Annotated in this window: 12 protein-coding genes; 11 read left to right on the top strand and 1 reads right to left on the bottom strand. The window is 45.9% G+C overall.

The window, feature by feature from the left end; all coding sequences use genetic code 11:
* The first annotated feature begins 30 nt into the window (after positions 1–30).
* The 9 genes from ylqF to RXV91_RS03370 all read left to right on the top strand — a co-directional run bounded on the left by ylqF (position 31) and on the right by RXV91_RS03370 (position 10,312).
* Complete coding sequence (gene ylqF / locus RXV91_RS03410; RefSeq protein ID WP_316438675.1) at positions 31–885, top strand: ribosome biogenesis GTPase YlqF; 855 nt, start codon at positions 31–33, stop codon at positions 883–885.
* On the top strand, positions 878–1,645 hold the full coding sequence (locus tag RXV91_RS03405; protein ID WP_316438674.1) for a ribonuclease HII: 768 nt from the start codon (positions 878–880) through the stop codon (positions 1,643–1,645). The genes ylqF and RXV91_RS03405 overlap by 8 nt, the downstream gene beginning before the upstream one ends.
* Positions 1,646–1,701: 56 nt before the next feature.
* Positions 1,702–2,592 carry a DNA-processing protein DprA gene (gene dprA / locus RXV91_RS03400; RefSeq protein ID WP_396426718.1) on the top strand — a complete coding sequence of 297 codons (891 nt, stop codon included), beginning with the start codon at positions 1,702–1,704 and terminating at the stop codon, positions 2,590–2,592.
* An 88-nt stretch (positions 2,593–2,680) separates the two neighbouring features.
* On the top strand, positions 2,681–4,828 hold the full coding sequence (gene topA, locus RXV91_RS03395) for a type I DNA topoisomerase (RefSeq protein WP_056988289.1): 2,148 nt from the start codon (positions 2,681–2,683) through the stop codon (positions 4,826–4,828).
* Between the two features lie 278 nt (positions 4,829–5,106).
* Positions 5,107–6,432, top strand: coding sequence for an FADH(2)-oxidizing methylenetetrahydrofolate--tRNA-(uracil(54)-C(5))-methyltransferase TrmFO (gene trmFO / locus RXV91_RS03390; protein WP_316438954.1), 1,326 nt, complete (start codon positions 5,107–5,109; stop codon positions 6,430–6,432).
* 77 nt (positions 6,433–6,509) lie between these two features.
* Positions 6,510–7,454, top strand: a complete 945-nt coding sequence (xerC, locus tag RXV91_RS03385; RefSeq protein WP_316438673.1) for a tyrosine recombinase XerC — start codon at positions 6,510–6,512, stop codon at positions 7,452–7,454.
* Positions 7,438–7,980 carry an HslVU peptidase proteolytic subunit gene (gene hslV, locus RXV91_RS03380; RefSeq protein ID WP_021731559.1) on the top strand — a complete coding sequence of 181 codons (543 nt, stop codon included), beginning with the start codon at positions 7,438–7,440 and terminating at the stop codon, positions 7,978–7,980. Before xerC ends, hslV begins: the two co-directional genes overlap by 17 nt.
* 17 nt (positions 7,981–7,997) lie before the next feature.
* Complete coding sequence (gene hslU / locus RXV91_RS03375) at positions 7,998–9,416, top strand: ATP-dependent protease ATPase subunit HslU (RefSeq protein ID WP_316438672.1); 1,419 nt, start codon at positions 7,998–8,000, stop codon at positions 9,414–9,416.
* Between the two features lie 17 nt (positions 9,417–9,433).
* The gene (locus RXV91_RS03370; RefSeq protein ID WP_316438671.1) at positions 9,434–10,312 is read left to right on the top strand and encodes an aldose 1-epimerase family protein; all 879 of its coding nucleotides are present in this window, start codon (positions 9,434–9,436) and stop codon (positions 10,310–10,312) included.
* A gap of 190 nt (positions 10,313–10,502) precedes the next feature.
* On the opposite strand, the gene plsY is transcribed toward RXV91_RS03370, so the two are convergent.
* The gene (plsY, locus tag RXV91_RS03365; protein ID WP_316438670.1) at positions 10,503–11,129 is read right to left on the bottom strand and encodes a glycerol-3-phosphate 1-O-acyltransferase PlsY; all 627 of its coding nucleotides are present in this window, start codon (positions 11,127–11,129) and stop codon (positions 10,503–10,505) included.
* 484 nt (positions 11,130–11,613) lie between these two features.
* Here plsY and parE point away from each other — a divergent pair, with 484 nt between their 5' ends.
* Positions 11,614–13,620 carry a DNA topoisomerase IV subunit B gene (gene parE / locus RXV91_RS03360; RefSeq protein WP_316438669.1) on the top strand — a complete coding sequence of 669 codons (2,007 nt, stop codon included), beginning with the start codon at positions 11,614–11,616 and terminating at the stop codon, positions 13,618–13,620.
* Positions 13,621–13,633: 13 nt separating this feature from the next.
* Positions 13,634–16,084, top strand: a complete 2,451-nt coding sequence (gene parC, locus RXV91_RS03355) for a DNA topoisomerase IV subunit A (RefSeq protein WP_316438668.1) — start codon at positions 13,634–13,636, stop codon at positions 16,082–16,084.
* Positions 16,085–16,175: the final 91 nt, after the last annotated feature.

The following is a 16,175-nucleotide window of genomic DNA, read 5'->3' as shown; positions in this document are numbered from 1 at the left end:
TCACGCCACGAGAAAAAGGAGCACAACGTAATGGCAAATATTCAATGGTACCCAGGTCACATGGCCAAGGCGATTCATCAAATTCAGGACAATTTACATTTAGTTGATATTGTTTTTGAATTGGTCGACGCCCGGATCCCAGTGGCTTCCCGGAATCCAGAAATTGAAAAAACGGTTCAACAAAAACCACACCTCTTAATTATGACCAAGAAGGACTTGGCAGATCCCCAAGCGACAGCTGACTGGGTCAAGTATTACGAAGACCAGGGTCAAGTTGCGATCGCGGTCGATTCACGTAGCCGTACGATTGGTAAGCAAATGACGCAAGCGGCTAGTGACATGTTAGCTGACAAGTTAGCAAAAATTGCGGCCCGTGGCATTACTAATCGGCCAATCCGCGCAGTTTGTGTCGGGATCCCCAACGTTGGTAAATCGACCTTATTAAACCATATTGTCAATAAAAAAATTGCCAAAGTCGGTGATCGTCCGGGCGTTACCAAGGGCCAACAGTGGCTCAAAGCGTCCAATAAATTGGAATTACTCGACACCCCAGGGATTTTATGGCCGAAGTTTGAAGACCAAGTCGTTGGGACTAAGTTGGCCGTCACGGGTGCGATTAAGGAAAATATCTATCCTAACGATGACGTTGCTTTGTTTGCCTTGGACTTCTTCAAGCAGCACTACGCGGCACGCTTAGTCGATCGTTATCATTTGACGGCTGAGCAGTTGGCCTTACCAAATCCGGAATTACTGATTGCGATGACGAAAAATGCGGGGATGCGCGATGACTGGGAACGTTTCTGCGTGGCCTTCCTCTTAGATATTCGCAAGGGCCGGCTCGGTCGTTTTACGCTCGACTTAACGGGGGATCAATCCGATGCCTGAACGAACGATTGCGGATTTTAAACGGCTACTGGCTGACCAACCAACGGCAGCGCTTCTAGCCGCGGCTCAATCCGATCCTCGCAAGGGCGTGCAAAAGGCTTATCAACACTATTTGCGACAAGCTGAAAAACAGGCGGCGTTAGTGACACGTTTTAATCAACATATGCGTTTAGAACGGGATTTTTGGGCCCACGGCGGACAATACGTCGCTGGGATCGATGAAGTTGGTCGCGGCCCGTTAGCTGGGCCAGTCGTAACTGCCGCTGTAGTCTTGGACGATCATTTTGATTTGCTAGAAGTCAATGATTCAAAGCAATTAACCGCTAAGAAACGGGCGGCCCTGATGCCACGGATCCTAGAAGAAGCGGTCGCCGTGGGAATCGGCGTTGCGGATGCCCAACAAATTGATCAATTAAACATTTACGAGGCGACCCGAGTCGCAATGGCCCAAGCCGTTCATAACTTGCCGGTTCAACCAACGCGCCTACTAGTTGACGCGATGCAGGTGCCGGTGCCGATTGAACAGACCCGTCTAATCAAGGGCGATGCGAAGAGCGCGAGCATCTCGGCGGCTAGCATTGTCGCGAAAGTCGTCCGGGATCACTTGATGACAATGTACGATCAAGTATACCCCGGGTATGACTTTGCTGATAATATGGGCTACGGGACTGCTAAACATTTGGCCGGGTTGGCCAGTCTCGGTGCCACCCCGATTCATCGTCAATCTTTTTCACCGGTTCGAAACGCTAAGCGCGCGTAAATTCGTAACTACTTCTTAAAGCGAGTGCCTGTTCAACATCTTGATGGACAGGCCGGATGCGTAAAGAAAGTGGTGGGCACGTGCAATTACGAAGTTTATTAGTTCGGTTACAAGTCGTCCAGGGGATTGGTTATGCAGGGATGGTGCGAGTATTACAATATTGTCGCGCGTCACGCCGCGTCATCACTGAGCCTTCTAAGATTAGTCGGGTTGCTAAGCTAACACCAAGCCAAGTGGCACGCTTTACAGCTGATTGGCGGAGTTCGGCGTTTCAACGGCGTTTACAACGACACGCCCAAGTTGATATTTTGACGATTCTGGACGCTGATTATCCATTAGCGTTGCTAGAAGGCTATCAGCCACCGCTTGTCTTATTTTTGCGTGGACAACGGGAATTGTTAGCGACACGCCAATTTGCTGTCGTTGGTGCCCGGCAGGCAACGCCGTATGCAGAGCGGGCGGTAGCTCAGTTATTAGCACCGTTAGCAGCGGAAAAGGTAACGATTGTTAGTGGATTAGCGAAGGGCGCCGATGGTTTTGCCCACCGTGCTGCCCTTCGTTTTGGCTTGCCCACAATTGCAGTCATTGGAACTGGCCTAGATATTAGTTATCCCCGTCAACATCGCGAATTACAGCAGCAGATTAGTCAGGTCGGCTTATTAATTAGTGAGTATCCACTAGGTGTCGGTCCTGAACCATACCATTTTGTGGCTCGCAACCGGATTATTGCCGGACTATGCCAAACGGTCATGGTGGTTGAGGCACAGGCCCATTCGGGGAGTCTGATCACTGCTAATTTGGCCTTACAGAACAACCGCAATGTTCTAGCAGTGCCTGGACCAATCGATGCCCCATTCTCGGCTGGCTGCAATCAATTGATCGTGGCCGGAGCCAAACCAGTCCTAAATTCACGACATATAATAGAAGAGTTTTTACCAAAAATTTGACAACACGAAATTTTTGAAATATGATTACAGGGATTTCTTAAACTGATATTTATAATAATGATAATGAAACCTGTAAGGAGCTGATTGCGTGGCTGCAAGTACAACTAAAGCCAAACCAGCGGCAAAGCGGAAGACCGCAACTAAAACCGCGACTAAGCGGAAAAGTAAAGCACCCGCTAAAAAATTGGTGATTGTAGAATCACCATCTAAAGCAAAAACGATTGAAAAATATTTAGGTCGTTCTTATAAAGTCGTTGCTAGTCTGGGCCATATTCGGGATCTACCGAAGAGCAAGATGGGTGTCGATGTGGATAACGACTATCAACCGCACTATATCTCGATTCGTGGTAAGGGTGATGTGATCAAGGGATTGCGGAAAGAGGCTAAAAAGGCCAAAGCCGTGTACCTCGCATCTGACCCGGACCGTGAAGGGGAAGCCATTGCTTGGCACTTATCCTATTTATTAGGATTAGACCCTAAGGATAAAAACCGGGTCGTCTTCAATGAAATCACCAAGGATACGGTCAAAAACGCCTTTAAGGAACCACGTTCAATTGATATGGACCTAGTGGATGCCCAACAGGCCCGGCGAATTTTGGACCGATTAGTGGGTTATTCGATTAGTCCATTATTGTGGAAAAAGGTCAAAAAGGGATTATCGGCCGGTCGGGTGCAATCGATCGCGCTAGATTTGATTATTCAACGTGAAAATGAAATTAAAGCGTTCAAACCCCAAGAGTATTGGACGATCGATAGTGAATTTCAAAAGGGCCGTTCCAAATTCATGGCGAGTTTTTATGGCACCCATGGTAAGAAGCAACCTTTGGATGACAACGATGCGGTCCAAAAAATCTTGGGCCAATTAGATCGCAATGGCGATTTTAATGTCGTCAAAGTCGTCAAAAAGGAACGTAAACGGTTCCCGGCACCGCCATTTACGACTTCCACCATGCAACAGGATGCCAACCGGAAGTTGAATTTCCGGACGCGTAAGACGATGATGGCGGCACAACAATTGTATGAAGGTATCAACGTTGGTGGTAAGGAAGGTAGCGTCGGTTTAATCACTTATATGCGGACTGACTCGACTCGGATCTCGTCGATTGCCAAGCACGAAGCGTCACAATTCTTGCATAAAGAATATGGCGCAGAATATGCGGCCACCAAACCTGTCAAGGGCAAGTTACCAGAAGGCGCTCAGGATGCCCATGAAGCAATTCGGCCCTCATCCGTCTTCCGGACACCAGCTAGCATCAAAGACTACTTGACGAAGGATCAATTCCGATTATACCAGCTGATCTGGTCACGGTTTGTGGCTAGTCAGATGACGCCTGAAGTCCTCGATACGATGGCGGTCACGATTGACCAAAATGATGTCCAATTCCGGGCGAACGGGTCGAAGACGAAGTTTGCTGGTTTTACGAAGATCTACGATAAGACGGAAAAAAATAACGTCTTACCAGATTTGAGTGAGGGCGACGTGGTCAAGTTATCGAAGACTGATCCACAACAACACTTTACACAGCCACCCGCACGTTACTCTGAAGCCAACCTCATCAAAGCATTGGAAGAAAATGGTGTTGGGCGGCCGTCAACGTACGCACCAACCTTGGATACGATTCAGCGGCGCTACTACGTCAAATTAGAAGCGCGCCGGTTTGTGCCAACTGAACTCGGTGAGATCGTTAACGATATTATTCAGGAATACTTCCCGGATGTCGTTAATGTCGGTTTTACTGCCAGTTTAGAAGAACAGTTGGATGCGACTGAAGAAGGTAAGGAAAACTGGGTCGAAGTCGTCGATAGTTTCTACAAGCCGTTTTCTAAAGAAGTCGCAACGGCCGAGGAAAGTATGGAGAAAATCCAAATCAAAGACGAATTGGCGGGTTTCAATTGTGATATTTGTGGCGCCCCAATGGTTGTGAAGATGGGCCGTTACGGCAAATTCTTTGCCTGCTCCCGTTTCCCGGATTGCCGTAATACGAAGCCAATCGTTAAAGAAATTGGTGTCGTTTGTCCGCAATGCAAGCAGGGCCAGGTCATTGAACGGAAATCGAAGAAAAACCGGATCTTCTATGGTTGTTCCCGTTTCCCAGATTGTGACTTTGTCTCTTGGGATAAACCGGTTGGTCGTGATTGCCCAAAGGACGGCCATTACTTGGTCGAAAAGAAGGTCAAAGGCGGTAAACAAGTGCTTTGTCCGAATGGCGATTATACTGAAAATGTGCAAAAATAAACCAAAAAATGGTCATCTACGGATGATCTTTTTTTGTGCATTGTAAAATAATACGTACAATTCCCGAGAAACCATTGATAAAATTCGCCATCACGGCTGATTGGCAAGTGTTTTCTCGGAAAAATAAGCGCCCGTTTAAATTAATGTTCGCTTTAAACTTGACGATGGACATGTCACTGCAGGATTTGCTGATGCCATTAGTTGTCTTCTGCTAGTTTCTCAGGTATGATGACAACAATACTATCAATGGTATGACAACAAGAAAAGAGGAATTCTGGATGGCATCAATACCAACAGTAAACGTCATTGGCGCTGGCTTAGCCGGCTCGGAAGCAGCATGGCATATTGCCAACATGGGCGTCAATGTCCGCTTGTACGAAATGCGACCAAGTAAAATGACTCCCGCCCATCACACGGCGCAATTTGCAGAACTAGTGTGCACAAACTCACTGCGGGCGAACCAATTAGCCAACGCGGCGGGCCTACTAAAGGCCGAAATGCGGCAGATGGATTCGATCGTGATGCAAGCAGCTGAACACCACGCTGTCCCAGCTGGCGGTGCACTAGCCGTTGATCGCGACACTTTTTCTGCCGAAATTACGGCGGCCATCACTGATTTACCAAACGTGGAAGTCATTAACGAAGAAATCACGAGTCTTCCAGATGGCATTACAGTCGTGGCGACCGGCCCATTAACCGCGGCGTCCTTAGCAAAATCGATTCAAGCGTTCAACGATGAAGATGACTTACACTTTTTCGATGCGGCGGCACCGATTTTAACGAAGGATTCGATCGATATGGATAAGGTTTACCTCAAGTCACGTTATGACCGGGGGGAAGCGGCCTATCTCAATTGTCCGATGACGGAAGCGGAATTCGACGTTTTCTACGACGCGTTGATCCATGCCGAAATGGCCGAAGCCCATGATTTCGAAAATTCGGATGTCTTTGAAGGCTGTATGCCGATTGAAGTGATGGCCCAACGTGGGCGCCAAACGATGCTATTTGGCCCACTTAAACCAGTGGGCCTTGAAGATCCGAAGACGGGCAAGCAACCCTTTGCAGTCGTTCAGTTACGTCAAGATGATGCGGCCGGCGATCTATATAATATTGTGGGCTTCCAGACCCATCTTAAGTGGGGCGAACAGAAACGGGTCTTTTCACTGATTCCTGGCTTAGAGAACGTTGAATTTGTCCGTTATGGTGTCATGCATCGTAATACCTTTATGAAATCACCAAAAATATTAACGCCAACTTATCAGACGCAGCAACGGCCTGACCTATTTTTTGCGGGCCAAATGACGGGCGTCGAAGGCTATATCGAAAGTGCGGCGAGTGGGATCGTTGCGGGGACGAATGCGGCCCGGTTAGCGCTTGGTCTAGATCCGGTAATATTCCCAACGGACACGATGATGGGGGCAATGGCCCACTATATCACACACACGAGTGCTAGCAATTTCCAGCCAATGAATGCGAACTTCGGGATCATGCCGAAGCTGAAGCAACGCATTCGCGATAAGCGCGAACGGAATACGGCGATTTCTGAACGGGCCTTGGCCGACCTAGCAACCTTTAAAGATGAAACGTTGACTGTTAACAACTAAAATATCGCCTATAACAGGGTGCATAATTGTGTTTTCCTCCATACTTTGCTAAAGTAGCAACGTATGGAGGTTTTTGCATGGAAACGGATTATTTAACCCTCTTTTTAAAGTATATTCGGGTGGAACGTCAGTATTCGGAAGAGACGGCCGCGGCTTACCGTGAAGATATTCAGGCTTTTAATGATTTCTTAACGGCAAATGGCGGTGCGAAAGCGTATACTAAAGTTGACCGGTTAGATGTTAACGTCTATTTGAGTCATTTATATGACCGGCACTTGACTCGCAATTCAATTGCTCGGAAAGTTTCAAGCTTGCGGTCGTTCTATAACTTTTTAGTTAAGAATGATTTAGCAAAATTGAATCCGTTTGTGTACGTCCAACTCAAAAAACACGCGGCCCGCTTGCCCCGCTTTTTCTATCAAAAGGAGCTGGACGTATTATTTCAAACCGTCTATGCGGATGATAGTGTGATGGGGGCCCGAAACGCGGCGTTGTTAGAAGTTTTGTACGGCACTGGGATTCGGTTGAGTGAATGTGTCGATTTACAATTAGCCGACGTTGATTTCGATCTTAAGATGATGTTGATTCGTGGGAAGGGCGATAAGGAACGCTACGTGCCGTTTGGTCGGTACGCGGCCGCTGCCCTTCAACATTACGAAACCGTCTGCCGACAACCAGTGATGGCCAAATATGAGCAGACGCACCAAACCGTGTTTATTAACCGTCATGGCGGGCCGATTACTGGTGGCGGGATCGAATATGTCTTGAATCAAATCGTTAAAAAAAGTAGCTTGACGGCGGATATTCATCCCCATATGCTCCGGCACACGTTTGCGACGCAGATGCTGAATAATGGTGCTGACTTGCGGACCGTGCAGGAGCTGTTAGGTCATACGAGCTTGTCCACGACGCAGATCTATGCGCACGTGACCAAGGAACATTTACAACAAGATTATCGTCAATTTTTCCCACGGGCAACGCGGGAATCGACAAAGGAGACTGAACATGACAGTGAAATTTGAAGCAACTACTATTTGTGCCGTTCGTCAAAATGGTCATAACGCCATGGCTGGTGATGGCCAAGTCACGATGGGTGAAAAAGTCGTAATGAAGGGCACGGCCCATAAAGTTCGGCGCATTTATAATGATCAAGTCGTCGTGGGGTTTGCCGGGAGTGTCGCGGATGCGTTCAACCTTGAGGATCGTTTTGAAAAGAAACTCAACGAATTTTCTGGCAACTTACAGCGGGCGGCCGTTGAATTAGCCCAAGAATGGCGCAGTGACCAAGCGTTACAAAAACTAGAAGCATTGTTGATCGTGATGAACAAAGATGAGATGTTACTTGTTTCTGGGAGTGGTGAAGTAATTACCCCAGATAACGACGTCTTAGCTATTGGTTCTGGGGGTAACTTTGCTTTGGCTGCGGCGCGCGCAATGCAGTTACACGCTAAGGACATGAGTGCTAAGGAAGTCGCTGAAGCGGCCATTAATATCGCTGGCGACATTGATATTTTTACTAATCATAACGTCATTTCAGAAACTTTGTAATGTAGGAGGAAACTCGCATGGAAGAAATCAATAAGACACCGAAACAAATCGTGGCCGCACTTGATAATTATGTCATTGGCCAAAACCAGGCCAAAAAAGCGGTGGCCATCGCGCTACGGAATCGTTATCGACGGATGGAACTGTCTGCTGAAATGCAGGAAGAGATTACCCCGAAGAACATGCTGATGATTGGACCAACCGGGGTCGGGAAGACGGAAATTGCGCGGCGGTTAGCCAAGATCGTGCACGCCCCATTTGTGAAGGTTGAAGCTACTAAGTTTACGGAAGTTGGTTATGTTGGTCGTGACGTTGAATCAATGGTGCGGGACTTGGTGGACGTGGCCATCGAAATGGAAAAACAGCAGGCTTATTCCGGTGTGCGGGCTAAAGCGGTCCAAGCTGCTGACAAACGGTTGGTCAAGTTATTAGTGCCGGCCCAAAAGAAGCAAGCTAAAAGCAATGGCAATGAATTCCAAAATATGATGAACATGTTTAGCCAGATGCAAAATGGCCAGACTCCCAACGTTGACGATGCGAACAATGAAGAAGTGACTGATGAAGTCCGCAATCAACGGTTATCGGTTGCAGATCAGTTGAAAACCGGCCGCTTAGAAAATTCAGAGGTCACGATTGAAATGGATGATCCACAACAGGCAGCTGCGGGTAATAATAACATGCTCGGCCAAATGGGGATTGATCTTGGTGATAGCTTAGGGGCCTTAATGCCGAAGAAGCGGATCCAACGGACGATGCCAGTTGCGGAAGCACGGGAAATCTTAGTTCGCGAAGAATCCGAAAAATTAGTTAACAATGCTGATATTTATCACGATGCAATCGTACGTGCTGAAAATACTGGGATCATTTTTATTGATGAAATCGATAAGATTACTAAGGGTGGCCAACAAGGTTCGGGTGAAGTTTCACGTGAAGGGGTTCAACGTGATATTCTACCAATTGTTGAAGGATCGCAAATTTCAACAAAATACGGGCCCATCAATACGGATCATATTCTGTTTATTGCTTCAGGCGCCTTTGCAGAAAGCAAACCAAGTGATTTGATTGCTGAATTACAAGGCCGCTTCCCAATTCGCGTTGAATTAGATGATCTAAGTCAAGACGACTTTGTTAAAATTTTAACGGAACCAAAAAACGCCTTGATCAAGCAATACATTGCTTTGATTGGGACTGACAATATTAAAGTGACGTTTACGATCGAAGCCATCGAAGCGATTGCGACGATTGCTTATAAAGTTAACCATGAGACTCAAAATATTGGTGCGCGCCGGTTGCACACTATTTTGGAAAAGCTCCTAGAAGAATTGCTGTATGAAGGACCAGACATGGAAATGGGTGAAGTCACGATTACAGAAAGCTATGTTAATGACCGCATCGGAAACATCGCGCAGGATAAGGATCTTAGTCGCTATATTTTATAAGGGGGACGTTTACGCGGATGACAGTAGAATTAAAGAATGAGTACCTGACCGTTTTAATTAACGAGGCCGGGGCTGAGCTAAGTAGTGTCAAATCTAATGATGGTATCGAGTACATGTGGCAGGCCGACAAAACTTTTTGGGGTCGGCACGCACCCGTGTTATTTCCAATCGTTGGTCGATTGAAGAATGATCAATATACCGTTGCTGGTCAGGCTTATCATATGGGACAGCACGGTTTTGCCCGTGATAACGATTTTACGGTCGTGAAGCAAACGGCAACGCAAGCAACGCTTGAACTGACTGATAGTAGTGCAACGCGGGACATGTATCCGTATGCGTTTCGCTTACGCTTGATTTATACGTTGACGGATCATGAATTAACCGTTAACTACAATGTGCATAATCCAGCTAATCAAGAATTACTGTTTGCGGTTGGGGGGCACCCGGCCTTTAACGTGCCACTTGCTGATTCAACCGCAACTTTAGCTGATTATAAAATTACGGTGGCGCCACGGAAGGTTTATTCACATATTCCGTTACAAGCACCGTTAAATGATGCGGCTAATGCGGATGATTTTGACTTAACGAAACCGTTGGCGCTCAGTCGAGACTTGTTTAAAGATGATGCCTTGATTTTAGCGCTGGATCATCATGAAACGACATTGATGTTGGATACTGATCGGGATGATCATGGGGTGGTCATGACGATCGAAGACGCACCATATGTCGGCATGTGGTCTCCATACCCCGCAGAAGCGCCATTCGTGTGCTTAGAGCCATGGTGGGGCATTGCGGATAACGTTGATAGTGATGGCCAATTAAGTCATAAGATGGGCATTAATCGGCTTGCAGCGAACCAGACGTTTGATGCCAAATATGCGATTAGCTTTTTCTAACTAAAATTACGATGATTTAGCAAAACCGGTCGACAGGCTTGACCGGTTTTTTGGTGTGATCAGAAAGTTAAGCATAAGCATTTTGTATCATGTTACTTTAACTAAAACAACAACAAAGCCCAGCAACTAAGCTTACCGATTTCTAAATAAAAGACCACTCAATAATGAAGTGGTCTTGAAAGTCACGCGATTATTTGCGGTTGGCACGTTGCTGACGCCGCCAACCGAGTCCGAAGTGCACTAATGATTCGGTTCCGTTTTTGATACGTGCAATGTTACTGCGGTGCCGATAGAAGATGAAGAGGGTCAATACAAAGGCCACGAGTGATAGCAGCCAATCTTGATAGTAAAAAATCGCAATCAACGTGACGATTGGAAAGGCCGTCATACTAGCAACACTAACCATACTGGTCGTATAAACCAACAGTAGCATGATGGCACTAGCAATCAAGAAAAATTCCCAATTATAAGCCAGTAAAATTCCGGCACTGGTGGCAACGGCCTTGCCACCTTTAAAGCCGATGTAAATTGAGAAAGTATGTCCTAAAATAGCTGCTAGTCCAATCAATAAGGTATACCGGTTATTCATATGAAACAGCAAGGTCGGTTGCAGTGCTGCAATGGTGCCCTTTAGAATATCCATCACCATGACAATTGTTCCAGCGGTCGGACCCAGAACCCGATATGTGTTGGTGGTTCCGATGTTACCACTGCCTGCTTGACGAATATCAGTGTGAAAGAAAAACTTGCCAATAATGACACCCGAAGGAATCGCGCCAATTAAATAGGCGATGATCAGCATAATTATTATTTTCAAAGTTGGTTCCTCCTGCAATAGAATCAATCAATATTTTAGCATTCTTTTTAAGATTGTGGGAATTAATTGGTTTAAAAAATGATGTTTGCGTGTCAAATTATGAAATTAAAATGATTTTTTGATAATTTTTATATGGCTAAAAGCTGACGGTAAAGGCCTTTAAAGCGCTAACTAGCAAATTAACCACGCGTTTTAAGAACTAATCGCGACCACTAATAAGTTTATTCATTGAACTGGCGCTTAGAATCAACATGAGGTAAGCTAGTAGGTGGCTTTAATTTTTTAGTTGTATCGTTTATCACGAACGTATGTTTGCTTTTTGGATCAGTAACGTGTATGCTAACAGATAATGAGCATATGTGATAATGAAATTTTCAATACGATTACGTCTTGACAGGTCGAGGCTTTTAGGACTATTTTATTACGGTTACCTTAAAGTATTACTTGATGAGGCAGATTTATAAATATCAAAGGAGTTGTGAGAATGGCCAAGAAAAGCCCAAAATATGATGATTCTTCAATCCAAGTACTTGAAGGATTAGAAGCCGTTCGGAAACGTCCCGGAATGTATATCGGTTCTACGGACGGCCGCGGACTCCATCACTTAGTTTATGAAATTGTTGATAATGCGGTTGATGAAGCCTTAGCTGGCTATGGTAAAGAAATTAACGTGATTATTCACGCTGATAACAGTATCACCGTTGTCGATCATGGTCGTGGAATGCCGGTTGGAATGCATGCATCTGGCATTCCAACACCTGAAGTTATTCTAACAGTCTTACATGCTGGTGGTAAGTTCGGCCAGGGTGGTTATAAGACCTCTGGTGGGTTGCATGGGGTCGGGGCAAGCGTCGTTAATGCGTTGTCGTCCGAATTGACGGTAACGATCATCCGTGATGGTTACCGCTATGTTGAGCACTTCAAAGATGGCGGGCATCCCGTTGGTACCCTCGAGAAGAAGGGGAAGACTAATAAGCCAACTGGAACGACGATGACCTTTAAGCCGGACGCCAGTATTTTTACAACGACGGTTTATAATTTTCAAACGTTGGCTGAACGGTTGCGTGAATCCGCATTCTTACTTAAAGGTGTCAAAATTACGCTGACTGATGAACGGGAAAATCAGCAACAGGAATTAGTCTTCCATTACGAAGATGGTATCAAGGCGTTTGTCAGTTACCTCAATGAAGATAAGGACACCCTCGGGGATATCATGTTCTTTGATGGCACTAAGGAAGGCGTCGAAGTTGAAGTAGCTGCGCAGTACAACGATGGCTATTCGGAAAATTTGTTGTCATTCGTCAATAACGTGCGGACGCCCGATGGTGGGACACACGAGGTCGGGTTCCGCAGTGCCTGGACGAAGGCGTTCAATGAATATGCCCGCAAAGTCGGCCTATTGAAGGACAAGGATAAAAATTTGGAAGGCTCTGATGTTCGTGAAGGGCTATCCGCTGTTATTTCATTACGGGTACCGGAAAATCTCTTACAATTTGAAGGTCAAACTAAGGAAAAGCTTGGGACACCCGAAGCCCGGACGATTGTTGATAATATCGTGAGTGAACAACTCCAATTCTTCTTGATGGAAAATGGCGAATTTGCGCAAATGTTGATTCGCAAATCAACGAAAGCTCGTCAGGCCCGTGAAGCTGCTCGCAAAGCCCGTGATGAAAGTCGAAACGGTAAGCGGCGGCACAAGCAAGAACGGTTACTTTCTGGGAAATTAACGCCAGCGCAGTCTAAAAACGCTAAGAAGAATGAATTGTTCTTAGTCGAAGGGGATTCGGCCGGTGGTTCAGCTAAACAGGGGCGTGATCGAAAATTCCAAGCTATCTTGCCATTACGTGGTAAGGTATTGAATACTGAGAAAGCCAAATTAGCTGATATTGTCAAAAATGAAGAGATCAACACCATGATTTACACAATTGGTGCCGGCGTTGGCCCCGAATTTGACCTTAAAGCAAGTAATTACGATAAAGTCATTATTATGACCGATGCCGATACCGATGGTGCCCATATTCAGATTCTGTTACTCACGTTCTTCTACAAATATATGCGCCCAATGATTGATGCTGGCAAAATTTACATCGCTCTGCCACCGTTATATCGGTTGCAAAAGAAGCAGAACAAGCAGTTGCGGACGGAATATGCTTGGACCGATGAGGAATTAACGCTTAAGACGAAGTCATTTGGTAAAGGCTACGCATTGCAACGCTATAAAGGACTTGGCGAAATGAACGCTGAGCAATTATGGGAAACAACCATGGATCCTGAACAGCGGACACTAGTTCGAGTTCGCATCGATGACGCGGCGTTAGCGGAAAAACGAGTCACGACTTTAATGGGTGATAAGGTGGAACCTCGTCGGAAATGGATCGAAAGTAACGTTCACTTTAACTTAGACGAAGACGGATCATTACTAGATAACGAGGCCGTCTCATCCGCACATGAACAAGCCGACGAAGAATTGGCACAACAGCTAAAACAATAGAGGGGGTCGTAAAATGGCAACTGAACAACCAAAGATTCAAGAACTAACCCTTGAAGACGTCATGGGCGACCGCTTCGGCCGTTATTCTAAATATATTATTCAAGAACGGGCCTTGCCAGACATTCGTGATGGCTTGAAGCCAGTACAACGACGAATCCTATACGCGATGAATCAGGACGGGAATACCTTTGACAAGGCCTTTCGTAAGTCCGCTAAGTCAGTCGGAAACGTCATGGGTAATTTTCATCCCCATGGTGACTCTTCGATTTATGAAGCAATGGTGCGGCTTAGTCAGGACTGGAAGCTGCGAGAACCGTTAATTGAAATGCACGGGAACAATGGTTCCATGGATGGTGATCCGGCTGCCGCCATGCGGTATACCGAGGCGCGTTTGAGTAAAATCGCTGGTGAAATGCTTCAAGACATTGATAAAAAGACTGTTGATATGGTCCTAAATTTTGATGACACGGAGTATGAACCCACTGTTTTACCGGCCCGCTTCCCTAACTTATTAGTTAACGGGGCAACGGGGATTTCGGCCGGTTACGCAACGGAAATTCCGCCGCATAACTTGAGTGAAGTTATCAACGCGATTTTATTCCTGATGAATCATCCTAAGGCAACACTTGAAGACTTGATGGACTTTGTCAAGGGACCTGATTTCCCAACTGGGGGGATTATTCAAGGATTGGCAGGCATCAAGCAAGCCTATGAGACTGGTCGTGGGCGTATCGTGGTACGGTCACGAACCAAGATCGTGCCGCTTAAGGGGAATAAATCACAGATTGAAGTTTCAGAGATCCCTTATGAAGTTAACAAGGCGCAATTGGTGAAAAAGATTGATGAAATTCGCATTCTGAAGAAGATCGAAGGAATTGCCGAAGTTCGTGATGAAAGTGATCGCCAAGGATTATCGGTGGTGATTGAATTGAAGCGTGACGTCAATGCAGAAGGTATTCTGACATACTTACTCAAAAATACCGATCTACAGATCACTTATAACTTCAACATGGTCGCTATTTATCATCAGCGACCTGAACATGTTGGCCTCAAAACAATTCTAACGGCCTACTTGGAGCATCAACGGGACGTTGTAACCCGTCGAACTCAATTTAACTTACAAAAGGCTGCTGATCGCCAGCACATCGTTCAAGGCTTAATCAAGGCGATGTCTATCCTCGACCAAGTGATCAAGACGATCCGTGGTAGCAAGGATAAGAAAGATGCCAAGCAGAATTTAGTTAGTCAATTTGATTTTACTGAAATTCAAGCAGAAGCCATCGTGACAATGCAACTATACCGGTTGACGAACACCGATGTGACTCAGTTAGAGAAAGAAGCTGCTGAATTAGCTAAGGCCATTAAAGCCTATCAACTGATCTTGGCAGAACCTAAAGAACTCGATAAGGTCTTACGGCGGGAGTTGAAGGCTGTTCAAAAAGCCTATCCAACTAGTCGGTTGACTGAAATTCAAAATGAGATTCAAGAGTTGAAGATTAAGACAGAAGTTGTGATTCCACAAGAGGACGTGGTTGTCATGATTAGCCACGATGGTTATATCAAGCGGACTAGTTTGCGGTCGTATTCGGCCTCTGAGCCTGATGATAATGGACTTAAAGATGAAGATTATCCAATCTACTTAGCTAAGAATAGTACCTTGGATCATTTGATGATGTTCACCAACATGGGCCATCTGATTTACCGACCGGTTTATGAAATAACCGACGCCAAGTGGAAAGACACTGGTGAACACATTTCTCAGACGATTGGACTGGCCGACAATGAGCGCATCACGTGGGTCTATTCTTTTGAAAATCTTAAAGCTACTGGGAAATTCTTAGTGGCAACTAGTGACGGTTATATCAAACAAACCGCTTTTGCTGATTACACGCCGGGCCGAACTTATAAGACCCGGGCTAGCCAGTTTATAAAAATGAAGTCAGATGATGCAACCGTTGTGACGGTCAAATACTTACCAGCTGCGCCAACGGGAACTCTGATTCTGATTACGCAACATGGCTATGGCCTGCGCTATGATTTGAGCGAAGTCCCAACAATTGGTGCGAAGGCGGTCGGCGTCAAGTCCATGGATCTGCGCGATGATGCGATTGTGCGGGCTGCCATTGCGGCTGATGATGATGTGATTGCCATGATTACGCAGCGTGGTTCGTTTAAAAAAATGAAAGTGGCCGATCTCCCAGTGACGAGTCGGGCCCGTCGTGGGGTACAAGTTTTACGAGAACTGAAGAATAATCCACACCGGGTTGCTGACTACGTCTTAGTGGCTAATAATGCTAATGGGGTAGCACTTGATATTTTGACTGATCGTGGCAAGCACCATTCAATTTTAAATGACGATCACCCAGTCAGTGCGCGTTATTCTAATGGTTCCTTTGTGGTTGATACTGACACGGAAGGTAAACCTGTTGCCATGCAGATTCATCCCATTCCACTAACTGTATAGTTTTTAATGCGAATGCTTGCACGTTAACGGGCATTCGATTAAGATAATATTATGGCAGGGTAAAAGATTATGAATTAGTTAAGCTTTATTT

The sequence above is a fragment of the Lactiplantibacillus sp. DA1 genome (genome assembly GCF_032681335.1).
In the GTDB taxonomy this organism is placed as follows: Bacteria; Bacillota; Bacilli; order Lactobacillales; family Lactobacillaceae; genus Lactiplantibacillus.
The sequence above is the reverse complement of the archived record's forward strand: the minus strand, read 5'-3'. Positions and strand labels throughout refer to the sequence as shown.